The sequence below is a fragment of the Actinoplanes sp. HUAS TT8 genome, assembly GCF_051380535.1.
Classification (GTDB): domain Bacteria; phylum Actinomycetota; class Actinomycetes; order Mycobacteriales; family Micromonosporaceae; genus Actinoplanes.
The window spans coordinates 2216754-2239131 of the sequence record NZ_CP195646.1 but is presented as its reverse complement, the minus strand read 5'-3'; the positions used below and the strand labels follow the sequence as shown (position 1 = coordinate 2239131).

Genomic DNA, 22378 nt, shown 5'->3' with positions numbered 1-22378 from the left:
TCGTTCCTGTCACCGTCGCCGCAAACCTGTGTGTCTCCTGTGCACCATGGCCGATCCTGCCCTATCGCATCGACGTACCGGCGAATTGCCACCAGTCGATGTTGAACAGATAGCCGCTGCCGCCGGTGAACCGCAGGTACAGGTCCCGGGTGCCGGTGGCGCCACTGACCGGGCAGCTGACCGTGGTCCAGGTCTGCCAGCCGCCGGTGGCCGGGACCGTGCACGTCCCGGCGAGCGTGCCGGTGGGGCTGCCCAGCCGAAGCTCGATACGGCCGCCGGAGGCCGCGGAGGCGACCCGGGCCGAGAACGAGGTTGCGCCCGTACCGAAAGCGACGCCTTTGACCTTGATGTAGTCGCCGTTGTCGAGGTAACCGACGTTCATGCCACCGTCAGCGGCCCGTTCGGTCTCGACCCCGGAGCTCCAGGCGATGGTCTCGGCCTCCTGCCGGACGTACGGGTTGAGCGTCCCGCTCTGCGGCGCTCCCCCGGTCGTCATGGTGATCGTCGGGATGGTGCCGTCCGAGTTGTAGGTGAACTTCTCCACCGCGACCGAGCGGGTGAATCCGCCGCCGCCGGGCAGTGCGCCGTTGTGGTAGAAGAAGTACGATCCGCCGTTGAAGTCGATGACGCCCGGGTGGTTGGTGAAACTGCTGCCCTGCGTCGGCATGACCGTTCCGCGGTAGGTCCACGGCCCGGTCGGCCCGGTCGCGGTGGAGTAACCGATGAACTCCGAGCAGCACTTGGCCGCGAACACGTTGTAGTAGAGCCCGTTGCGCTTGTAGACCCAGGGGCCCTCCTCGTAGAGGGTGGGCCGGCTCGCATCACCGGTGCGGGTGCCGAACCCGGAGGTGGTGAGCGGGATCTGGGTCACGCTGCCGCTGTAGCTGATCATGTCGGTGTTCAGCCGCACGTACCAGAGGTTGGGGTTGCCCCAGTAGAGGTAGGCCTGCCCGTTGTCGTCGATGAACACGGTCGGGTCGATCTCACCGTTCTCGGCCAGCGGATGCCCCAGCGCGTCGGTGAACGGGCCGGTCGGGCTGGTGGCCACGCCGACGCCGATGGCCATCCGGCCGGTCGCGCGGTTGGTCACCGGCACGTACCAGTAGAACTTGCCGTTGCGGGCCACGACCTGCCCGGCCCACGCGTCACTCTTGGCCCAGCTGAACGTGGTCAGGCTCATCGGCGATCCGTGATCGGTCCAGTTGACCATGTCGGACGACGAGTAGACCCGCCACTCCTTCATCGTGAACCAGGTCGAGTTGTCCTCGTCGTGCCCGGTGTAGAGGTAGACGCGGCCGTTGTACACCAGCGGCGCCGGGTCCGCGGTGTAGACGGTCTGCACGATCGGGTTGTCCGCGTGCGCGGCCGACGGGGTGACGGCGCTCAGCGCCACCAGGGCCAGCGCACAGAGCAGGCCGGCGAACGATCTTCTGAACATCAGATTCGGCTCCATCGCTGGTTGGTGGCGGCAGTGCAGGTCCAGAGCAGGACGAGCGTGCCGTTGGCGGTGAGGTTGTGGTCGACGTCCAGGCAGAGCCCGGAGGCGGTGCCCCGGACGGTGCCGTCGGACTGCAGGGTCCACTGCTGGTTGGTCTGGCCGTTGCAGTCCCAGAGCTGGACCTTGGCGCCGGCGGCGGCTCCCACCGGCGCGTCCAGGCACTTGCCGAGCGCCTGGACGGTGCCACCGGTGACGGTCCAGCGCTGGTTCGTGCCGCCGTTGCAGTCCCAGATGACCGGCTGGGTGCCGTTGGCGGTGCTGCTGTTCGGCACGTCCAGGCAGCGTCCCGAGGGAGCGCTGACGATCGTGGTGGTGGCCGGCGTCGTCGTGGTGCCGCCGCTGACCCGGTAGACCACCGTGCCGTGGGCCGGAACACTGGCGCTGATGCCGCCGGTGGTGGTCGTGGTGGCGCCGCTCCAGGCGTCCTGCAGGGTGAAGGAGCCGCCGGACTTGCCGATCGCCGCGGCGCTGGTCGACACCGTGGTGGCCGAACCACCCTGGTTGAACAGGGCGACCGCGACGTCACCGCCGGCGAGCTTCTTGGCCAGCACCCGGCGCGTGCCGTCGTACGAGATCTGGTTGGCCTGAAGGCCGAGGGTGTCCTGGTTGATCGCGATGAGCCGGGGGTTCTTCAGAATGGTCTGGGTGGCCGTGCTCATCGAGCGCAGGTCGTTGCCGGCGATCAGCGGCGAGGCCATCATCGCCCAGAGCGCGAAATGACTGCGCTGCTCGGTGTCGGTCAGGCCGCCGCGGCCGACCTCCATCATGTCCGGGTCGTTGAAGGCACCGGGCCGGGCGTAACCCGCCAAGGGCACGGTGACGTCGACGATGTTCTTCACGCCCATCGGGTAGCCGTTGGTCTGCCCGGTGTCCCACACGTCCTGGATGTCCTCGGTGGTCCGCCAGATGTTGGCGACGTCGCCCCAGTCGCGCTGCGGCCCGGTCTTGGCGTGCACGCTGTTCGAGTTGATGCTGTACAGGATCGGGCGGCCGGTCGCGGCCAGCGCGTCGCGCATCTTGGCGAACGTGGTGACCTGGTCGTTGATCGTGCCGTTGGGTGAGCACCAGTCGTACTTGAGATAGTCGACGCCCCAGGCGGCGAACTGCCGGGCGTCCTGCGCCTCGTGGCCCAGGCTGCCGGTGGCGCCCGGATAGCTGTTGAAGTACTGCGCGCAGGTCTTGTCCAGCGGCCCCTGGTAGATGCCGAACTTGAGGCCCTTGCCGTGCAGGTAGTCGCCGAGCGCCTTCATCCCGCTGGGGAATCGGGTCGGATCGCCCTGCAGGTTGCCCGAGGAGTCCCGGTTCGGGTTGAACCAGCAGTCGTCGACGACGACGTACTGGTAGCCGAGGTCGCGCATACCGCTGCTGACCATGGCGTCGGCCATGCCGCGGATCAGGCTCTCACTGATGTTGCAGCCGAAGGTGTTCCAGCTGTTCCAGCCCATCGGCGGGGTCCGGGCCACGCCGTTCTCGAGCGCCTGGGCAGCCGAGCCGGGCAGGGCGGCCACGGCGCTGCCGAGCAACAGCAGGCCCGCGGCCAGCATGGTCCTGATCTTCTTCATCATCGCCTCGTCCAGAGCTGGTTGGAGGCACCGGTGCAGGTCCAGAGCACCACCGCGGTGCCGTTGGCGGTGGCGTTGCCGGTGACGTCCAGGCACAGGCCGGATTGCGCGTTGCGGATCGTGGAGCCCGACGTGAACGTCCATCGCTGGTTGGCCGCGCCGCTGCAGTCCCACAGCTGCGCCTTGCTGCCGGCGACCGCTCCGGTGGGCGAGTCGAGACACTTGCCCATCGACTGCAGGGTCTGGCCGTCGTACGCCCACCGCTGGTTGGTGCCGCCGCTGCAGTCCCAGATGATCGGCTGGGTGCCGTTGGTGGTGCTGCTGCCGGGTACGTCCAGGCAACGCCCCGAGGCGGCGCCGACCAGCGCGGTGCCGGTGCCGGTGGCCGGGTCGCCGATCGTTCCCGGAACCGACCGCAGCGCGGTGTACCAGGTGGCGGCCATCTTGTCGTAGCCGGCGGCGGTGGGATGGACACCGTCGATCAGGTCCCCGGTGGTGAGTGCGGCATGCATGTCGACGAGGTGGAATCGTGAACCCTTACCGGCGACGATGCCCGGCAGGGCCGCGTTGAAGGTACGGGCCGCGGCTTCCTGACCGGAGTTGGCCAGCGGGATGAGGGTGGCCACGAAGACGTCGGCCGAGGGTGTGGCCGCCTGGATGTGATCCAGCAGGGCGGAGAGCCGCCCGGGGGCGCCGGCCACGTTGTAGTTCTGCAGGATGTCGTTGGTGCCGATGTGCAGCAGGACCGTGCGCGGGGTGGTGTTGCGCAGCCAGCCGCTGATGTTCGCGTCGATCTGGTCGATCCGCCAGCCGGGGTGACCCTCATGGTCGTGGTCGCCGAGCGCGGCCGGCCCGTTGAACTGTGAACCGACCAGGTCCACGCGGTAACCGGCGGCCGCCATGCGCTGCCACAGGCCGATCCGGTAACCGCCGGGTACCTGCGTCCCCTCGGTGATCGAATCACCGAGCGGCATGACCCGGGTTCCGCCGTTGGATTCGGCGCCGGCCGCACCGGGCTGGATCAGGACACCGGCGGCGGCGAGAACGGCCGCGAGCAACCACCGTCTTCTTCTGGGCATGGCGATGCGCCTCCCTGACACTTCTGGCAAACCGGGGGGTTCTGTTATCGCTCACACACGTCCGACACCTGGTGCAAAGAGGTGCAGGATCAAAACGGTCTGGGGATGGGAGCGCTAACAGCTGGACTTCGAAGGTTGCCAGGATGTTTCGAGACATTCAAGGGCTCATTTGCCGACGGCCGACCGGAACCGGTGGGCGACTTCTCCGAATCCGTCGGCATAACACTTCCGGCCGAAGATTTTTTCTCATGCCGCCGAATCGACGCCCGGAAACCGTTATGCCGACCCAGGCTCAATGGTCGTGTCTTGCCTTCTCGGGAAATGCGCTGGCAACATTGGCCACTATCTTTGGGAACGCTCCCAAAGTGCCTTGCCCCCGAAAGGTTTCCCCCACATGGAATTGTTCAAGAGAAGCCGCTCCCTGCTGCTCGCCGTGGCCACCGCGGGCGTGGTCGTCACGGCCGGTGTCAGTGTGATGGGCACCGCCGAGGCCGCCAGTACGCTCGGCGCCTCGGCCGCACAGTCCGGGCGCTACTTCGGCGCGGCGATCGCCGCCGGCAAGCTCGGCGACGCCACCTACACCGGAATCCTGAACCGCGAGTTCAACTCGGTCACTCCGGAGAACGAGATGAAATGGGACGCCACCGAGCCGTCCCAGGGGCGGTTCACCTACACCAACGGCGACCGCATCCTCAACCAGGGCATCTCCATGGGCGCCAAGGTCCGCGGCCACGCCCTCCTCTGGTACCAGCAGGAACCGGGCTGGGCGCAGTCGATGTCCGGCACCGCGCTGCGCAGCGCGATGATGAACCACGTCACCCAGGTCGCCACCCACTACAAGGGCAAGATCTACGCCTGGGACGTGGTCAACGAGGCCTTCGCCGACGGTGGTGGCGGCGGCCGGCGTGACTCCAACCTGCAGCGCACCGGCAACGACTGGATCGAGGCCGCGTTCCGGGCCGCGCGCGCCGCCGACCCGAACGCCAAGCTCTGCTACAACGACTACAACACCGACGGCGTCAACGCGAAGTCGACCGGCGTCTACAACATGGTCCGCGACTTCAAGTCCCGCGGCGTGCCGATCGACTGCGTCGGCTTCCAGTCCCACCTGGGCACCGGCCTTCCCGGCGACTACCAGTCCAACCTGCAGCGCTTCGCCGACCTCGGCGTCGACGTGCAGATCACCGAGCTCGACGTGGCGCAGGGCGGCAACCAGGCCAACATCTACGCGAGCGTGACCCGGGCTTGCATGGCGGTGTCGCGGTGCACCGGCATCACGGTCTGGGGCATCCGGGACAGCGACTCGTGGCGCACCGGCGAGAACCCGCTGCTGTTCGACAACTCGGGCAACAAGAAGGCCGCCTACACCTCGGTCCTGAACGCCCTCAACGCCGGTGGCAGCACCTCCTCGCCGTCGCCGTCGTCCCCGTCGCCCAGCACCAGTACGCCGCCGGTGCCGTCCGGCGCCTGCAGCGCCACCGTGTCGCTCAACTCGTGGAACGGCGGCTTCGTCGCGACCGTCCGGGTCACCGCCGGCTCCTCCGGCGTCAACGGCTGGACCGTCGGCCTCACCCTGCCGTCCGGGAGCGCCGTGACCAGCACGTGGAGCGCCGGCAACAGCGGCACCACCGGCACGGTGAGCTTCGGCAACGTCTCCTACAACGGGCAGCTCGCGGCCGGCGCCTCGACCGAGTTCGGCTTCCAGGGCACCGGCACCGGGCCGACCGCCACCCCGACCTGCTCGGCCGGCTGACACCGGGAAGGGAGACCCTGATGTCCCGACGACTCCTCGCGCCGCTGACCGCGGTCCTGGCCACGCTGGCCGTGACCGCTGCGATGCTCACCGGCGTACTCGGCGGCACCGCGTCGGCCGCTCCGGCGGTCGCCGCGGCGACGGCCGGATGCGGCAGGACTCCGACGCTGGCCAGCGGCACGCGGTCGATCCGCAGCGGCAGCCAGAACCGGAGCTACATCCTGCGCGTTCCGGACGGCTACGACCGGAATCGGCCGTACAAGCTGATGTTCGCCTTCCATTGGCTCAACGGGACCGCGAACGACGTCGCGACCGGCGGCTCGGCCGGATCCACCTGGGCCTACTACGGGCAGCAGCGGCTGTCCGACAACGGCGCGATCCTGGTCGCGCCGCAGGGCATCGACAACGGCTGGGCCAACACCGGTGGCCGGGACCTGACCCTGGTCGACGACCTGACCGCCCTGATCGAGGGCGATCTGTGCGTCGACACCTCGCAGGTGTTCGCCCTCGGCTGGAGTTACGGCGGCGCGATGAGCTACGCCGTCGCCTGCGCCCGACCGGCTGTGTTCCGGGCGGTCGCGGTGCTGTCCGGGGCGAACCTCAGCGGCTGCTCCGGGGGTACCCAGCCGGTGGCCTACCTGGGCATCCACGGCACCCACGACAGCGTGCTGGACATCTCGCTCGGCCGTTCGCTGCGGGACACGTTCGTGCGCAACAACGGGTGCACCGGCCAGAACCCGCCGGAGCCGGCGCGGGGCAGCCTCACCCACGTCGTGACCTCGTACAGCGGCTGCCGGACGGGATATCCGGTGCGGTGGGCCGCCTTCGACGGGGATCACACCCCGGAGCCGGTCGACGGGTCGACGAGCACCGACGGGGCTCGCACCTGGACTGGCGGCGAGATCTGGAAGTTCTTCTCCCAGCTGCCCAGCACCACGACCTCCTCCCCCTCCCCCAGCACGTCGTCGTCCCCGACCCCGTCGACATCACCGTCCACCGGCCCCAGCGGCTCGCCGAACGGTTGCACCACGGCCTACCGGGTGGTCAACAGCTGGCCGGGCGGCTTCCAGGCCGAGGTGACCGTCAGCAACACCGGCGCGGCCGGCATCACCGGGTGGCGGGTGAGCTGGACCGTGCCCAGCGGTCAGGCGATCAGCCAGGTCTGGAACGGGTCGCTGACCACCGGCGGCGGCAGTGCCACGGTGACCAACACGGCCTGGAACGGGTCGGTCGCACCCGGCGCCGGCACCACGTTCGGGCTGCTGGCGACCGGCAACCCGGCCACCGTGCCGACGCTCACCTGCGCCGTCGCCTGATCCGAGGGGTGCGCCGCACACCGCGGCGCACCCCTCATCACGGCCCGAGCCGGACAAAAGTTCCGGCTTCGAGCTTCGAAAGTTTCGGAAATCAGCGAGATGGGCCGATTCGGCATCGACCGCTAAACGTCCGCCGCTGCCACCAGAAACGCCGAATAGTGGCCTCTTCCTGCGCTTCTATCGTCGCTGGACGCTGAAAGATCGACTCGATATTTCCGTAACATTTCCGATAGTTGTTGACAGGCTCACACCTTCCGGGCCACGATCTCGAAATGACGGCCGCCCGCGGAGGTAACGCATGACGATCGCCAAGACCGCCGCCTCCGCCACCGGCGACCACGAGTCCGGCGCCCGCCTGATCCGCAACCCGGTGCTGCCCGGGTTCCATCCGGATCCGTCGATCCTGCGGGTCGGCACCGACTACTACATCGCCACCTCGACCTTCGAGTGGTATCCGGGTGTGCGCCTGCACCACTCGACCGACCTGCTCACCTGGCGGCCGCTCGGCGGCGCGCTGACCGAGCGGCGGCTGCTCGACCTCACCGGGACGGCCGATTCGTGCGGCGTCTGGGCGCCCAACCTCACGTACGCGAACGGCCTGTTCCACCTGCTCTACACGGACGTGGCCACGTTCGCCGGGGGTTACTGGGATCCGCAGAACTACCTGGTCACCGCGCCGGAGATCACCGGCCCGTGGTCGGATCCGGTGGTTCTGCACGGCCGCGGTTTCGACGCCTCGCTGTTCCACGACGAGGACGGCACGACCTGGATGCTGTCGATGCGCGCCGACTGGCGTCCCGGCCGCGACCGTTTCGCCGGCATCTCCCTGCAGAGGTACGACTGCGGGCAGCACCGCCTGGTCGGCCCGGAGCACGTCATCTTCGAGGGCACCGAGGCCGGCCTGACCGAGGCGCCCAACATCTACCGCAAGGACGGCTGGTACTACCTGGTCACCGCCGAGGGTGGCACGACCTTCACCCATCAGGTCACCGTCGCTCGGTCCCGTCAGCTGCTCGGGCGCTACGAGGCCGACCCGGCCGGTCCGCTGCTCACCTCGTCCGGGCACCCGGAGCTGGCCCTGCAGAAGGCCGGTCACGGCAGTCTCGTGCAGACCCCGTCCGGCGAGTGGTACCTGGCCCATCTGGTCGCCCGGCCGTACGCGCCGAGCGGCCGCTGTGTCCTCGGCCGCGAGACGGCCCTGCAGCTGGTGGAGTGGCCGGCCGGCGAGTGGCCCCGCATCCGCGACGGCGTGCCGGCCGAGCACGTCCCGGTCCCGGCCGCACCCCGGCCGACCGCGCCCGCGCCGAGCGGTGACGACCACTTCGACGCCCCGGTGCTGGGCCCGGACTGGTCGACGCTGCGCCGCCCGGCCACACCGGACTGGGTCGATCTGACCAGCCGCCCCTCACACCTGCGCCTGCACGGCGGGCAGTCGCCGATGGCCCGGCACCGGCCGAGCCTGGTGGCCCGCCGGGTGACGGCTCAGCGGTGTGTCTTCGAGGCGACGCTCGAGTTCGAGCCGCGTACCTATCGGGACCTGGCCGGCATCACCGCGTACTACAACACCCGCAACTGGTACTACCTGCACGTGACCGCCGACGACGACGGCGCCGCGGTTCTCGACGTGCTGTGCTGCGACAGCGCCCGGGTCACGGCCGCGCCGGAGCTGCGCATCATGCTCGGTGACGTGCGCCGGCTGGGTCTGCGGGCCCGCCTCGACGGCCCGGAGCTGACGTTCGCGTACACCACCGGCCCGGACGGCGACGCCGTCTGGCACGAGCTCGGCCGGACCTTCGACGCCACCACCCTGTCGGACGAGTACGCGGCGACGATCGTCCCCGGCGAGCCCGAGGCGTGGGGCTTCACCGGGGCGTTCCTCGGCCTCTGGGTCCAGGACCTGGGCGCCGAGGGCGGTTACGCCGACTTCGACCGGGCCGTCTACAGCGAACCGCTCACCGTCACGAACGAGTGAGCCGGAAGCCGCACCCGCAGCCGGCCGCCGGTCACCGACACGCCGTCGTAGGGGCGCGGCGCCACCACTGACGGCGCCTGCGGCGTGTTGTGGTCCTGGATCGCCTCGGAGGTCAGGATCAGCGCCTCCACCTCGTCCACGGCGCCGCCCCGCAGGTCGATCTCGACGTCGGCGGGGGCCGAGGCGTCGAGGTTGGACAGCGAGACCAGCAGCCGGCCGTCCTTGCGGCTGGCCGACACCGAGATCGTGGTCAGCGTCGCGTCACCGACCGGCCGGGACGGCAGCGGCGTCCGGAAATCCACCCGCAGCGACGTCGCGTCCTGGTGTCCCCGGTTCATCCGGAAGACGTGGTAGGTGGGCGTGAGGACCATGGCCTTCGTGTCCGGGTCGGTGAGGATCATGGCCTGCAGCACGTTCACGGTCTGCGCGATGTTGGCCATCACGAGCCGGTCGGCATGCCGGTGGAAGACGTCGAAGTGCACGCTCGCCACCAGCGCGTCCCGCAGCGTGTTCTGCTGGTACAGAAAGCCCGGGTTGGTGCCGCGGGCCACGTCGAACCAGGTGCCCCACTCGTCCAGGACCAGGCCGACGCTCCTGGTCGGGTCGTAGCAGTCCATGACCGCCGCGTGCCCGGCCAGGATCTCCTCGATCCGGGCGGCGGCCGCCATGGTCGTGTAGTACTCGCCGGTGTCGAAGACGGTCGCCGAGCCCTTCTCCTCCCAGGTCGGGCCGGTGATCGTGTAGTAGTGCACGGACAGCGCGTGGTAGCCGGTGCTGCGGATGTGCTGACAACCCAGGTGCCCGACCTGCTTCATCAGCGTCTCGGTCCAGGCGTAGTCGTCCGAGTTGGCCCCGGCCGCGATCTTGTACAGCTTGTTGTCGCCGTAGTCGCGGCAGTAGGTGCCGTACCGCCGGGCCTCCTGCGCGTAGTGCTCGGCGGTCATGTTCCCGCCGCAGCCCCACGCCTCGTTGCCCAGACCCCAGAACCGCACCGGCCACGGCTGGTCGCGCCCGTTGGCCTTGCGCAGCCGGGCCATCGGCGAGTCACCGTCGCGGGTCAGGTACTCCACCCACTCGCTCATCTCACGCACGGTGCCGGAGCCGACGTTGCCGCTGATGTACGGCTCGGCGCCGAGCAGTTCGCACAGGGTCATGAACTCGTGGGTGCCGAAGTGGTTGTTCTCCTCGACGTTGCCCCAGTGCGTGTTGATCATGACCGGCCGCTCGTCCCGCGGCCCGATGCCGTCGCGCCAGTGGTACTCGTCGGCGAAGCAGCCGCCCGGCCAGCGCAGGTTCGGAATGTCCAGGTCCCGCAGCGCCTCGACGACGTCGAGGCGGATGCCGGCCCGGTTCGGGACGCCGGAATCCTCCCCGACGTAGAAGCCGCCGTAGATGCACCGGCCCAGGTGTTCGGCGAAATGGCCGTACACGTGGCGGTTGATCCGCGGACCGTCGAGGTCCACGTTGATGACGGCTTCGAGGGTCATCCTGCGCCTTTCCTGGGAACCCGGTTCCGATAGTTTCGGGGTTTGCCTACGCACACCACCAATACCGTTGTGATCTTCCTAGTGCATCAAGGCTCGCTGCGCCAGGCCGGAAAAACATTCGGAACTTCCGGATGTACGTCAGGAAGTTGCGGTCACCGACCGGGGGGCGAGGGCGTCGATGCTCGGCGTCGGGAGGTCCTCGGCCACCGCCGCCGACCACCGGCGGCAGCCGAGCGCCGACGGGTGGAAGCCGTCCGGCGCGAAGTACTCCGACCGGTACGGCAGCAGCACCTCCCCGTCCACCCAGGCCGCGGCCGGGAACGACGCGCAGACCTCCCGTGACGCCCGGTCCAGGGCCTCCGCCCGTCGCGCCAGGTGCCGGCCCAGGATCCGGGGCATGCACGGCAACTGCGCGAACGGCGGGATCCCGGCCACCATCACCCGTGTCGCCTCCCGGCTCAACGCCTCGACGACGGCGGTCAGGTCCTCGGCCCACTCGTGCGGCTGCCGTCCGCCCAGCACGTCGTTGGCCCCGGCGACGACCAGCACGACGTCGTACGGGCCGGTGAGCCGCCGGAGCAGCCGGTGGCGGACCCGCCGCACCGTCGCGCCGTACTGCCCGACGGCCGACCACGCGACCGTCCGGCCCGTACGCTCGCTCAGCTCCCGGGCCAGCGACCCGCTGAAGCCCTGGTCGTGGCTCTCGACGCCGTACCCGGCGGCGATGGAGTCGCCGACCACGGCGATCCGCAGGGTCTCCGCGCCGGCGTGCAGCACGCCCGAGGAGGGGCCGGCGGCCGCCGGGATCGTCACCTTCCGGTGGCGCATCCACATCGCCTGGACGGCGACGACCGGTAGAAACAGTGCACTCATGACATTCGCCAATCGGTATTGCCGGGACATCTACTGGGAAAGGGTCGAGGCCATCGGGCGCCGGGTGCGCCGGGTCAGCAGCACCCCGCAGATCACGGCGGCGGCCAGGGCGGCCGCGCCCGCGGTCAGGAAGACCGTCCCGACCGCGTCGCCGGTGGCCGACGTCGCGATCGACGCGACCGTCTCGCGCACGCCGGCCGGCAGGTACTGCCCGGCGTGCCGGCCGAGCCCGGCGCCGATCTCGTCGAGCAGCCGCTCCCGGGGCACGCCCGGTCCGAGGCCGTCGAGCGAGGGCGTGGCGTTGTGCCGGGCCTGCGACTGCATCAGCGCGCCGAGCGCGGCCACCCCGGCCGACGTCCCGATCTGCCGCATCGTGTTGACCGTCCCGGTGGCCATCCCGGCGTCGGCCGGCTCGACCGCGGCCAGCCCGGCCGACGCGGTCGCCGCCGCACCCGCCCCGAGGCCGGCGCCGGCCAGGACGAAGCCGGGCGCCAGCACGGTCAGCGAGCCCGAGGTGTCGATCAGCGCCATGCACAGCAGCCCGGCCCCGGCCAGCAGCAGACCGGCGATCAGCGGCGGCGTGGTGCCGGTCCGGCGCAGCAGGGCCGCCGTGATCGGGGCCGCCACCAGTGCCGTCGCGGTCAGCGGCAGGACCCGCAGCCCGGTGCCCAGCGGCGAGTAGCCGGCCACGTTCTGCAGGTGCAACGCCAGGTAGTAGGTGGCCGCGACGAGCGTGGCCGCGGTCGCGAACGACTGCAGCGCGACCCCGGCGAACGCCGGCCGCAGGAACAGCCGCAGCGACAGCATCGGATCGGTGACCCGGCGCTCCCAGCCGACGAACGCGGCCAGCAGCATGGCCCCGCCCGCGAACAGGCCCAGGATGCGCGGACTCCCCCATCCGTCGTCGTTGCCCCGGATCAGCGCCAGCAGCAGCACCAGCAGGGCCCCGCTGAGCAGGGCGGCCCCGGCCCAGTCGTTGCGCGGCGCCCGCTCCGGGCGCGACTCCCGCAGCCGCAGGCAGCCGAGCAGCGCGAGCAGGCCGAGCGGCACGTTGATCAGGAAGATCCACCGCCAGCCGGGCCCGTCGACCAGAACCCCGCCGATCAGCGGCCCGGCCGCGGTCGCCGCCGCGTAGCTGGCCCCGAACAGGCCGACCGCCCGGGCCCGCTCGGCGGTCTCGGTGTAGGCGGCCCCGAGCAGCGGCAACGCGGTGCCGAAGAGCAGCGCCGCCCCCAGCCCCTGCACGGCGCGGGCGGCGATCAGCGTCGTCGCCGTACCGGCCAGGGCACAGGCCAGCGACGCCACGGTGAAGACCGACAGCCCGGCCACGAAGATCCGGCGGCGGCCGATCCGGTCACCGAGGACGGCCGCGCTGAGCAACCCGCCGGCCAGTGGCAGCGTGTAGCCGTCGACCACCCACTGCAACGCCGACAGCGACGCGTCGAGCTCGTCCTGGATCCCGGCCAGCGCCACCGACACGATCGTCACGTCCAGCGTGAGCATGAAGATCGCGGCACATACCACGGTGAGAGTCCATTGTGGCCTCGACATCCGGTCTCCTTTTTCGGGAGCGCCCAGGATGTGGTCGGCCACTTGGCGATTACTTGGCGTTGCCTATGCTTCGCCGTCATGCTGAACGTGCGAGTGCTGGGCTCGATCGAGGCCGACATCGACGGCCGGCCGGTTGACCTGGGACGTCCCCGCCAGCGGGCCCTGCTGGGAATCCTGGTCGTCGCGCGGGGTGAGGCGGTCTCGACCGACCGTCTCGTCGAGGAGCTGTGGCGGGGCAAACCCCCGGCCCGGGCGATCGCGTCACTGCAGGCCTACGTGTCAAATTTGCGACGGGCCCTGGAACCGGATCGGGCGAGTCGCGGCCCGTCCGGCGTCCTGGTCCGCCGGGCCGCCGCCTACGCACTGTGCCTGCCGGACGACGCCGTGGACGCCTGGCGTTTCGAACGGATCCTGGCCGAGGCCCGCGGCCGGCCCGCCGACCAGGCCCGGCCGCTGCTGACCGAGGCGCTGCGGTCGTGGCGGGGTCCCGTCCACGGCGAGTTCCGCGACGAGCCCTGGGCGATCGCCGACGCGGCCCGCCTCGACGAGCTGCGGCTCCTCGCCCGGGAGCAGGCGATCCAGGCCGCCCTGCGGATGCGGGGCGACACCGGCGCCCTGGTCGAGGCCCAGCAGCTGGTCCGCGACGAGCCGCTGCGGACCGAGGCCTGCCGGCTGCTCGCGATCACCCTGTGGGCGGCCGGCCGGGAACCCGACGCGCTGGCCGCGCTGCGCACACACCGCGAGACGATCCGCGACGAACTGGGCCTCGACCCGGCGCCCACACTGACCGCTTTGGAGCAGGCCGTCCTGCACCAGCGCGAGGACCTGCTGGACGCCGAACTCGGCCCGCCCGCGGCGCTGCGACCGGCCCAGCTCCCCCTGCAGCTGGCCGCGTTCACCGGCCGCGACGGCGAACTGGACGAACTGACCGGGCTGGCTCGGGCCTCGGCGTCGACCGTGCTGGTCGCGGCGATCACCGGGATGGGCGGGGTCGGCAAGACGGCGCTGGCCGTCCGCTGGGCCCACCAGCACCGCGACGACTATCCGGACGGCCAGCTCTACGTCGACCTGGGCGGCTTCGCCCCGGCGGCCGAGCCGCTGCCGGTCGCCGAGGCGCTGCACGGTTTCCTGACCGCGCTCGGCGCCCCGGCCGACGGGCTGCCGGTGACCGTTCCTGATCGGGCCGCGCTGCTGCGCAGCATGCTGGCCGGGCGGCGGATGCTGCTCATCCTCGACAACGCCCGCGACGCCGACCAGGTCCGCGACCTGATCCCGGCGGCAGCCGGCTGCGCCGTACTGGTGACCAGCCGGGTGCTGCTGAACGACCTGGTCACAACCCATCACGCCCATCCGATCGGCCTGACCGCGTTCGGTCAGGCCGACGCCGCCCGCTACCTGTCCCAGCGGATCGGGCCGGAACGCACCTCGGCCGAACCGGAGGCGACCACGGCGATCATCACGGTGTGCGACGGGCTTCCGCTGGCCCTGGCCGTCGTCGCCGCCCGGGTCGCCACCAACCCGTCGTTCACGCTGGCCTCGATCGCGCGGGAGCTGCGCGAGAGCGAAGGACTCGACGGGTTCGCCGCTCCCGGGGTCAGCCGTGACCCCCGTACCGTAATCTCCTGGTCCTATCGGCATCTTCCGGACACCGCGGCGGCACTGTTCCGCCGGCTCGCCCTCAATCCGGGCCCCGACGCCACGATCGCGGCCGCGGCCGGCCTCACCGGGACGTCCCGATCGTCCGTCCGCTCAGCAATGAACCTCCTGGTCGAAGCGCATTTGATCAGAGAACATCAGCACGGACGATTCCAATTCCACGACCTTTTGCGCGCGTACGCGGTGGAACTCGCCGCCGAACACGACACCCCCGCCGAGCGGGACCTCGTCGTGCGCCGCGGCCTCGACCACTACCTGCACTCGGCGCTGGCCGCCACCGCCGTGCTGCATCCGTTCCGGAACCCGATCGAAACCGCCGCAGCACCCGCCCCCGGAGTCACCCCGGAAGTCCCGGCCACCGCGGACGAGGCCCTGACCTGGTTCGACGCCGAATACCCGAACCTGGTCGCCGCCATCACCCTGGCCGAACACCGCAACGACGGCCCCTACTGCTGGCAACTCAACTGGGCGCTCGCCCACTACCTGCAGGATCTGCGGCGCCGCCTCGACGACACCCGCACCCTGCTGCAACGCGCCCTGGCCATGGCCGAGAAGGCCGGCAACCAGCGCTGGATCGCCTACCTCGGCTACGCCCTGGCCCGCTGCTACTACCGGCTCGACCGCTACGACGACAGCCGCGTCCTGTTCGAGCAGGTCATCACCTCGTCCCGCGCCTCCGGCGACACGTTCCGCCTCAGCCAGGGCCTGCTCGGCGCCGCCGCCGCGACCAACCGAGGCCTTCCCACCAGAGAAAACACCGAAGAATCCTTCCCGTACGTGCTCGAAGCGCTCGATCTGCTCCCGAGCCTGCTGCCCGAGGACCGTCCGGGCAGCGAGGCCACCGCCCTGGCCCACCTCGCCTGGCACGCCTTCTACCAGCCGGGCGGCCACGAGAAGGCGATCGCCCACCTCGAAGCGTCCCTCGCCGTCCTGCAGCTGATCGGCTACACCTACGGCGTCGCCAACGCCCGCCTGGACCTCGGCCACATGCACCGCCGCCTCGGCGCGACCGACGCCGCGCTCACGTCCTACCGCCAGGCCCTGGAACTGGCCTCCGACGTCCCGGAGATGCAGGCCGACGCCCTCACCGGCCTGGCCCACTGCTACCACACCCTCGGCGACCGGCCCCGATTCGAACGGTCCCGCCGCGACGCCCTGGCCATCCTCCAAAGCCGCCACCACCGGGGCACCGCCCGCATCCGAGCTTCTCTGGACGCCCTCGGAGTGCCGAACCCGTAGCTAGTCGCGCAGGGAACGGATCATGCTCTGCAGGTTGCGGAACGTGTCCTGCTGCTGGGCTTCGGTCAGGGCGGTGAGCATTCGGAGTTCGACCGAGCGGACCGCGACCGTGGCCTGGTCGAGGAGCTGGCGGCCGCGTGGGGTGAGCTGCGTCGGGAGGGCCTTGCCGACGGGGGCCTCGGCCGGGCGGGTGACGTAGCCCTCTCGTTCCAGGGACTGGAGCAGGACGTTCATCGACTGGCGGGTGACGAACGCACCTCGGGCCAGGTCGGAGTTGGACAGGCCGGGGCGCTGGGCCAGCAGTTCCAGACAGGAGTAGCGGGTCACGTTCATGCCCAGCGGGCGCAGCACCTCCTCCATCGCCGTGCGGAGGGCGCTCGATGCCTCCTTCAGCAGGTAGCCCAGGGACTTTTCCAGGTCGATGCCGGCACCGTCTTGACTCATGTCAGGATTCTGACATACCGTTGGGCATGTCAGGATCCTGACATGGAGAGAAGGAGCATCACATGGCTGTCACCGGACCCGACTTCATCTCGCTGCAGGCGCGCGACCTCGACGCCTCGCGGGCGTTCTACGAGCGGTATCTCGGGCTGGTGCGCTCGCCGGCCGGGCCGCCGCACGCCGTGGTCTTCGAGACCAAGCCGATCGCGTTCGCCCTGCGCAGCGTGGTTCCCGGCACCGACCTGGCATCCGTGGCGCAGCCCGGGATCGGGGCCGCGATCTGGCTTCACGCGACCGACGTCCAGGATATTCACGATGCTCTCGTCGCCGATGGTCACACCATCGTCTCGGCGCCGATCGACGGGCCGTTCGGGCGGACGTTCACCTTCGCCGACCCCGACGGCTACCAGATCACCCTCCACGACCGGGCCTGAGGTATCTGCCGGGCCGCTCACACAAAAGCGTCGATGAAACGGGCGGGCCGCCGGGCTTCGGGAGGGCAGGGTCAGCCGCGGTTGCGTGGGGCCGGGCGGTTTCCGGGGTGGGCCGGGCGACGGGTTGCCGAACGGCGCAGGTCCTGGCCGCACACGCCGCACCGCATCAGGCGCGAGGCCACGTGTCGGCCGGCCGGGTGGGCCGACGGTCCGGTCGGCTGCGCCGGCGACATCGGGGCAGCGGGCAGTCGGCGACCACGGTCGGCGGGCGGCGGCTGACTCCGGTCAACACGTGACTGCCGACGCTGGTCAGCGAGTGACTGGCGGCGGCGGGTCGCAAGTGACTGCCGGCGGCGGTCGGCTAGTTGGTGCCTGCGAGCGGCGCGCTGGTGACGGCGGTTGGCGGCCAGGAAACGGGCCGTGGCGATCAGGGCGCGGAGAGCGGCCCGGATCAGACGCCACAGCGGGGAACGGTGCGGCGGGGCGGGCTTCACGCCGTACGAAAGCGGGATTTTGATTGTCATGGGTTTTCCGGGGTGGGGTGGCGGTGGCGGATGACGAGCCAGGTGATCCAGCCGGCGCCGATGATGAAGCCGAAGCTGATGATGCGGTAGAGGACGACCGCGGCGATGGCGGTCGAGGTGGCGATGCCGCCGGTGACCAGGCCCAGGATGAGGGCGCTGTCGATGATGCCGAGGCCGCCGGGGACGATCGTGATGGTGCCGGCGGCCATGCCGGCGCAGAACGCGAGCAGCAGCTGGGCCGGGTTGATCGGGGCGTCGCTGACCGCGCGGACGCACGCCCACAGGCAGACGGCGTCGAAACCCCAGTTGAGGACCGCGAAGATGGCGGCGGCGGCGCCGTGGCCGGGGGTGAGGCGGGCCGAGCCGAGCTGGCCGACGAAACCCTCGACCTGGGTCAGGCCGTGGTCGTCGGGGCGGTGACGCAGCCGGTTGATCCAGGCGAGGACGACACGGGCCGGGGCCAAGGCGAGCGACGGGCGGCGGTTGACCTGCTGGAATCCGGCGGCCAGGAGCGCGGTGGCGGCGATCAGGGCGGCCAGGCTCCACCACTGCGGGGTGCCGTCGGACAGGACGGCACCGGCCGCGGTGACCACGGCCAGGGCGGTGGTGGACAGGATGCCGGACAGGGCGATGCACCAGGTCGCGATGGCCGGGCTGGCGCCGAAGCGGCGCATCTGCTGGTAGTTGAACGGCGTGGAGAACGCCGGCCCGCCGGGCAGTGTCTCGTTGAGCGAGTGGGCGGCGTAGGCCAGCGCGGTGGACCGGTAGACCGGCACGCGCAGGCCGGCCGAGAGCAGCAGGCGGCGCTGCATGCGGGCGTAGGCGCCCATGGCCAGCATCTCGACGGCCAGCCCGGCGGCCAGCCAGCCCAGGTTCGGGTCGTGCAGCTGGGACAGCGCCGAGGACAGCGAGGGCCAGCCGAGCACCAGCTCGACCCCGAACACCAGGAGCAACGCGGCCACAGCGCCGTGCCGGAGCCACCGGCGGCGACCGGTCGCGGTGTGGATCGGTCGGCTGAGCACGGTCGTGGTCATGTGGCCTCCTCTCGCGGGTCTTTACTAGTCGGCCGGTTAGGTAATCTGACCGTAGGTATTTGACTAGCCTTCCGTCAAGTTATTCAATGGCGAGTGGGAGGCAACACATGACGGTCGACAACCGGCGCACCGACACCCGCGAGCGGATCCTCACCGTCGCGCTGAGGTTGTTCGCGACCCAGGGCTACGCCAACACCTCGCTGCGGGAGATCGCCGACGAGCTCGGGGTGACCAAGGCCGCGTTGTACTTCCACTTCAAGACCAAGGAAGACATCCTCAACGGGATCCTGCTCGGCCACCTCGACCACATCAACGCCCTCGTCGACGACGCCGCCGAGCACGCCACGACCCTGGCCGGGCGGCAGGACTTCCTGCGCCGGCTCGCCGAGTATCAGGCCGCGCGCAGCGTGCACCTGATCCGGCTGATCCGGGAGAACTTCACCGAGATCACCAACCTGCCGCTCGGCGCCGAGATCAAGAACGGTCAGCGGCGGCTGTTCGAGGCGCTGGCCGGGCCGGACGCGACGCTGATGGACCGGATCCGGGCGCGGACCGCGTTCATCGCCATCCAGAGCGCGGCGATCTCGGCCGAGTGGGAGGACGCCGACGAGAAGGAGATCATGGAAACGGCGCTGACCGTGGCCCTGGAGGTCCTCGGGGGCGAGTGACCCTCAGCGCTCGGCGGGCTTCTCCTCGGGCCAGAGCGGATGGTGGCGTTCGGCCCAGGAGCGGGACACGAAGCCGGTGCGCAGACCCAGGCGGGCCTCCGGGTCGTTCGAGGCCATCCACATGTGCCCGATGACCGCGGTGCCCAGCAGCAGGGCACCCCAGTCGTGGACGAAGGTGGACCCGGTGCGAACGACCAGCGGGGTCAGATTCGGGAACCACATGACCAGGCCGGTCCCGAACATCACCAGGACGCCCCCGGCGGTGAGCGCCGCGAACATCTTCTGGCCGGCGTTGAACTTGCCCGACGGGTGCGGCCGGCGGCGCAGGGTCGCCCGTAGCCAGCCCCGATCGTGTCGCCCGAAACGGTTCAGCCGGGCCAGATCGGCCCGGAACGCCCGGGACACCAGGCCGGCGAGCGCGGGGACCAGCCCGGCGACGCCCGTCCACTCGTGCACGGTGACCAGCAGGTCGCGCCGGCCGGCGAGTTCGCTCAGCAGGGGCAGGTACAGGAACGCGGCGGTGATCATGGCGGTGCCCAGCAGCGCGGCGGTGCCGCGGTGGATCCAGCGCTCGGCGGCGGTGAAACGGCGCCGGGGTGCGTCACGAGGTTGGATGATCATCACGTCCGTTCGATCGGCCGACCCATCCGTCGACGTCGTAGCCGCGCTCCTCCCAGTAGCCGGGCGTGACCTGATCGGTGACGGTGATCCCGGACAGCCACTTGGCCGACTTGTAGAAGTACATCGGCGCGGCGTACAGGCGTACCGGACCGCCGTGCGCGGCACTGACCGGTTCGTCGCGCATCTCGTAGGCGACGAGCATGTCCGGGCGCCGCGCCTGCTCCAGCGTCAGGCTCTCGGTGTAGACGCCGTCGAAGCAGCTGAACCGCAGCGCCGTCGCGCCCGGCTGCACGCCGGCCGCGGTCAGCAGGTCGGAGAGCAGCACCCCGGCGAACGCGGTCTGCGGCACCCGCCAGCCGGTGACGCACTGGACGTCGCGGACCAGGCGGGTCCGCGGCATCGCCCTCAACTGCTCCAGGGTGTACGTGCCCGGCCGGTCCACCAGCCCGTCCACGGTGAGCCGGTAGTCGGTGTCCGAGCGGTGCGGGACACTCGCGGCGACCGAGTAGAAGCGGAAGCCGCCACCCCCGGGCAGCAGGCCGGTCAGCCCGGTCGGGTCCTTGGCGCTGACGGCCGCCAGCAGCCCCTCGGTCGACTTCTGCACCCGGGCGCCGGTGGCCACGCCGAGGGCACCGAGCGCGAGCACGCCGAGCACGATCCGCCGGCCGACCGGTGTGCCCGCCCGGTCGTCGTCCTCGGTCACCGCCGCCGTCGCCGGATTCCGCCGACCAGCAGCACCAGGCCGGCCAGGGCGACCACCAGGCCGATCACCAGCCACTGGGACTGCCCGTTCATGCCACCGCTGCCCCCGGTGGCGCCGGAACCCTGCAGGCACCAGACGACCCCGATCAGCAGCAGCAACGCTCCGCCGACCACGCGAATCCAGACCGTCATCAGTCCACCCAGCTTCATCGTCGGCCGTTACGCACGAACAGTTCCACGAGGTGGAGCCGGGCGCAACGGGGCGTCAGAAGTCGCCCGCGCCTTGGCGCATCTCGGTGAGGATGTCGACCAGTGCGGTCACCCCGGCCGGGGAGACGCCGGGATCCTTGAACACCTCGGCGTTGAGGTCCTTGGTCGCGGCCAGGGCCAGCTCACGCCCGGGGTCGAGCAGCTCGACGAGGGTGGTGCGGCGGTCGGTGGGGTGCCCGGCCCGGCGGACCAGCCCGGCCGATTCGAGCCGGTCGACCGCGTTGGTGACGCTCGTCGGGTGAACCTGCAGGCGCTCACCGATCTTGGCCATCGGCAGCGCGCCGGCCCGGCTGAAGTAGAGGAGCATCAGCAACTCGTACCGCGCGAAGGTCACGCCGTGCCGGCGCAGCACGGCCTCGACCCGCCCGAGCGCGATCTGCTGGGCGCGCATCAGGGACGTCACCGCGGCCATGCCGTCGGCCGCTTCCTCCCAGCCGTGGTCGGCCCACTGCCGGCGGGCCTCGGCGATGGGATCCAGGTGCAGGCGATCGGGAGCGGACACGTACGGAATCCTATCGGTTCCCCACATACCCCAGCATGTCCGATAGTCGGACGTCCAACTGTTGGACCCGACCGGCAGCGCGCCGTTGCCAGGCCGCCGATCGTGGTCACGCCCGAGGGACAGTCGAGGTCCGGCCCCTCGTGACCGCGTGACCGAACCGGAAACGATCAGTCGAGGCAGAACTCGTTGCCCTCGACGTCCTGCATGGCGATGCAGGACTCGTTCTCCCCGTCGGCGATCAGGACCTGCACGGTCGTCGCGCCCAGCGCGGTCAGCCGGGCCTGCTCGGCCGTGAGCGCGGCCAGCCGCTCCTCCCCGACCAGGCCGGTGCCGGCCCGGACGTCGAGGTGCACCCGGTTCTTGACGACCCGGCCCTCGGGCACCCGCTGGAAGTACAGGCGCGGCCCCACCCCGGTCGGGTCGGTGCAGGCGAACCACTGACCGCGGGCCTTCGGGTGCTCGGCGTAGTAGTCGTCCCAGCTCGTGAAGCCCTTCGGCGCCGGCGCCTCGTACCCGAGCACCTCGCACCAGAACCGGCCGACGCGCTCCGGGTCGGCGCAGTCGAAGGTGACCTGGAACTGTTTGATCGAAGCCATCCGATCAGGATAGGGGCTACCCCGTTCCGGCTAGGCCCTTCGGGCACTGTGGCGCGGCACTTCGGGCGACGACGACCTGGTCAGGACGGTCCGCCCGGCGGCCCGACGGTTCGGGCCGCTGTGCCGGTGGGCGCCGCGGTGGTCTGATGGTCCCCGTTTTCACAGGCCGATCAGGACGGGCAGGGGACCGATGGATCCGGTTGCGGCAAGTGTGGCGGCAACACTGTTCAGCGCGGTCGCCACGGACTCGTGGGAGGCGGCGAAATCGGCGGTGGTCGCCCTCTGGCGTCGGACCGTCCCCGAGCAGGCCGAGCTGGTCGAGTCCGATCTGGTGCTGGCCGAGCGGCGGCTGGTCACGGCCCGCCCCGAGCAGGCCGCCCTGGTCGGCGATCTGGTGCTGGCCGAGTGGCAGGCCCGGCTGCAGCTGCTGCTGCTGGCGCATCCCGAGGTGAGCGGGCGGCTGGCGCGGTTCGCGGACGGCGAGTGGGGCGGCGACGAGGGCGATTCACGGCGTACGGGATCGGTCTCGATGTCGGCCCGGTCGGCCGACTCCAGCAAGATTTTCCAGGCGGGCGGCGACCTGCACGTCCACGGCTGACC

The 22378-nt window shown here is 70.7% G+C and carries 20 protein-coding genes; 7 read left to right on the top strand and 13 right to left on the bottom strand.

The features are described from left to right. Positions 1-61 precede the first annotated feature (61 nt). From ACSHV8_RS09760 to ACSHV8_RS09750, 3 genes are read right to left on the bottom strand one after another with little or no spacing between them, the layout of a single operon-like run. Complete coding sequence (locus tag ACSHV8_RS09760) at positions 62-1438, bottom strand: glycoside hydrolase family 43 protein (protein ID WP_436531539.1); 1377 nt, start codon at positions 1436-1438, stop codon at positions 62-64. Then, positions 1438-3060, bottom strand: coding sequence for a glycoside hydrolase family 27 protein (locus ACSHV8_RS09755; RefSeq protein WP_436531537.1), 1623 nt, complete (start codon positions 3058-3060; stop codon positions 1438-1440). Before ACSHV8_RS09755 ends, ACSHV8_RS09760 begins: the two co-directional genes overlap by 1 nt. Beyond that, positions 3060-4139, bottom strand: a complete 1080-nt coding sequence (locus ACSHV8_RS09750) for an RICIN domain-containing protein (RefSeq protein WP_436531536.1) — start codon at positions 4137-4139, stop codon at positions 3060-3062. Before ACSHV8_RS09750 ends, ACSHV8_RS09755 begins: the two co-directional genes overlap by 1 nt. 394 nt (positions 4140-4533) lie before the next feature. Here ACSHV8_RS09750 and ACSHV8_RS09745 point away from each other — a divergent pair, with 394 nt between their 5' ends. The 3 genes from ACSHV8_RS09745 to ACSHV8_RS09735 all read left to right on the top strand — a co-directional run bounded on the left by ACSHV8_RS09745 (position 4534) and on the right by ACSHV8_RS09735 (position 9180). Continuing rightward, complete coding sequence (locus ACSHV8_RS09745; protein ID WP_436531535.1) at positions 4534-5892, top strand: endo-1,4-beta-xylanase; 1359 nt, start codon at positions 4534-4536, stop codon at positions 5890-5892. A gap of 20 nt (positions 5893-5912) precedes the next feature. Then, positions 5913-7208 carry a cellulose binding domain-containing protein gene (locus ACSHV8_RS09740; RefSeq protein WP_436531533.1) on the top strand — a complete coding sequence of 432 codons (1296 nt, stop codon included), beginning with the start codon at positions 5913-5915 and terminating at the stop codon, positions 7206-7208. Between the two features lie 298 nt (positions 7209-7506). After that, positions 7507-9180 carry a glycoside hydrolase family 43 protein gene (locus tag ACSHV8_RS09735; protein ID WP_436531531.1) on the top strand — a complete coding sequence of 558 codons (1674 nt, stop codon included), beginning with the start codon at positions 7507-7509 and terminating at the stop codon, positions 9178-9180. On the opposite strand, the gene ACSHV8_RS09730 is transcribed toward ACSHV8_RS09735, so the two are convergent. From ACSHV8_RS09730 to ACSHV8_RS09720, 3 genes are all read right to left on the bottom strand, one after another. Further along, the gene (locus ACSHV8_RS09730; protein WP_436531529.1) at positions 9147-10667 is read right to left on the bottom strand and encodes an alpha-N-arabinofuranosidase; all 1521 of its coding nucleotides are present in this window, start codon (positions 10665-10667) and stop codon (positions 9147-9149) included. The genes ACSHV8_RS09735 and ACSHV8_RS09730 overlap by 34 nt on opposite strands. Before the next feature lie 138 nt (positions 10668-10805). Beyond that, positions 10806-11540 (bottom strand): SGNH/GDSL hydrolase family protein, encoded by a 735-nt coding sequence (locus tag ACSHV8_RS09725; RefSeq protein ID WP_436531527.1) that lies wholly within the window; start codon positions 11538-11540, stop codon positions 10806-10808. A gap of 30 nt (positions 11541-11570) precedes the next feature. Then, complete coding sequence (locus tag ACSHV8_RS09720) at positions 11571-13091, bottom strand: MFS transporter (RefSeq protein ID WP_436531525.1); 1521 nt, start codon at positions 13089-13091, stop codon at positions 11571-11573. A 78-nt stretch (positions 13092-13169) separates the two neighbouring features. On the opposite strand from ACSHV8_RS09720, the gene ACSHV8_RS09715 reads away from it, so the two are divergent. Then, positions 13170-15986, top strand: a complete 2817-nt coding sequence (locus ACSHV8_RS09715; protein WP_436531524.1) for a BTAD domain-containing putative transcriptional regulator — start codon at positions 13170-13172, stop codon at positions 15984-15986. Here the strand turns inward: ACSHV8_RS09715 and ACSHV8_RS09710 are convergent, their stop codons facing one another. Further along, a complete protein-coding gene (locus tag ACSHV8_RS09710; RefSeq protein WP_436531522.1) occupies positions 15987-16430 on the bottom strand; it encodes a MarR family winged helix-turn-helix transcriptional regulator in 444 nt (147 codons plus the stop codon). A 62-nt stretch (positions 16431-16492) separates the two neighbouring features. On the opposite strand from ACSHV8_RS09710, the gene ACSHV8_RS09705 reads away from it, so the two are divergent. Next, on the top strand, positions 16493-16861 hold the full coding sequence (locus tag ACSHV8_RS09705) for a VOC family protein (protein ID WP_436531520.1): 369 nt from the start codon (positions 16493-16495) through the stop codon (positions 16859-16861). Between the two features lie 520 nt (positions 16862-17381). On the opposite strand, the gene ACSHV8_RS09700 is transcribed toward ACSHV8_RS09705, so the two are convergent. Beyond that, the gene (locus ACSHV8_RS09700) at positions 17382-18419 is read right to left on the bottom strand and encodes a lysylphosphatidylglycerol synthase transmembrane domain-containing protein (RefSeq protein WP_436531518.1); all 1038 of its coding nucleotides are present in this window, start codon (positions 18417-18419) and stop codon (positions 17382-17384) included. Positions 18420-18526: 107 nt separating this feature from the next. On the opposite strand from ACSHV8_RS09700, the gene ACSHV8_RS09695 reads away from it, so the two are divergent. Beyond that, complete coding sequence (locus tag ACSHV8_RS09695) at positions 18527-19087, top strand: TetR/AcrR family transcriptional regulator (protein WP_436531516.1); 561 nt, start codon at positions 18527-18529, stop codon at positions 19085-19087. A 3-nt stretch (positions 19088-19090) separates the two neighbouring features. Here the strand turns inward: ACSHV8_RS09695 and ACSHV8_RS09690 are convergent, their stop codons facing one another. From ACSHV8_RS09690 to ACSHV8_RS09670, 5 genes are all read right to left on the bottom strand, one after another. Beyond that, the gene (locus tag ACSHV8_RS09690; protein WP_436531514.1) at positions 19091-19708 is read right to left on the bottom strand and encodes a cytochrome b/b6 domain-containing protein; all 618 of its coding nucleotides are present in this window, start codon (positions 19706-19708) and stop codon (positions 19091-19093) included. After that, positions 19689-20411 carry a molybdopterin-dependent oxidoreductase gene (locus ACSHV8_RS09685; protein WP_436531512.1) on the bottom strand — a complete coding sequence of 241 codons (723 nt, stop codon included), beginning with the start codon at positions 20409-20411 and terminating at the stop codon, positions 19689-19691. The genes ACSHV8_RS09690 and ACSHV8_RS09685 overlap by 20 nt, the downstream gene beginning before the upstream one ends. After that, positions 20408-20602, bottom strand: coding sequence for a hypothetical protein (locus ACSHV8_RS09680; protein WP_436531511.1), 195 nt, complete (start codon positions 20600-20602; stop codon positions 20408-20410). Before ACSHV8_RS09680 ends, ACSHV8_RS09685 begins: the two co-directional genes overlap by 4 nt. A 73-nt stretch (positions 20603-20675) precedes the next feature. Next, positions 20676-21182 (bottom strand): MarR family winged helix-turn-helix transcriptional regulator, encoded by a 507-nt coding sequence (locus ACSHV8_RS09675; RefSeq protein WP_436531510.1) that lies wholly within the window; start codon positions 21180-21182, stop codon positions 20676-20678. A 167-nt stretch (positions 21183-21349) separates the two neighbouring features. Beyond that, positions 21350-21778 carry a VOC family protein gene (locus tag ACSHV8_RS09670; RefSeq protein ID WP_436531508.1) on the bottom strand — a complete coding sequence of 143 codons (429 nt, stop codon included), beginning with the start codon at positions 21776-21778 and terminating at the stop codon, positions 21350-21352. Between the two features lie 190 nt (positions 21779-21968). Between ACSHV8_RS09670 and ACSHV8_RS09665 the strand changes: the two genes are divergently transcribed. Next, positions 21969-22376, top strand: a complete 408-nt coding sequence (locus ACSHV8_RS09665; protein ID WP_436531506.1) for a hypothetical protein — start codon at positions 21969-21971, stop codon at positions 22374-22376. Positions 22377-22378: the final 2 nt, after the last annotated feature.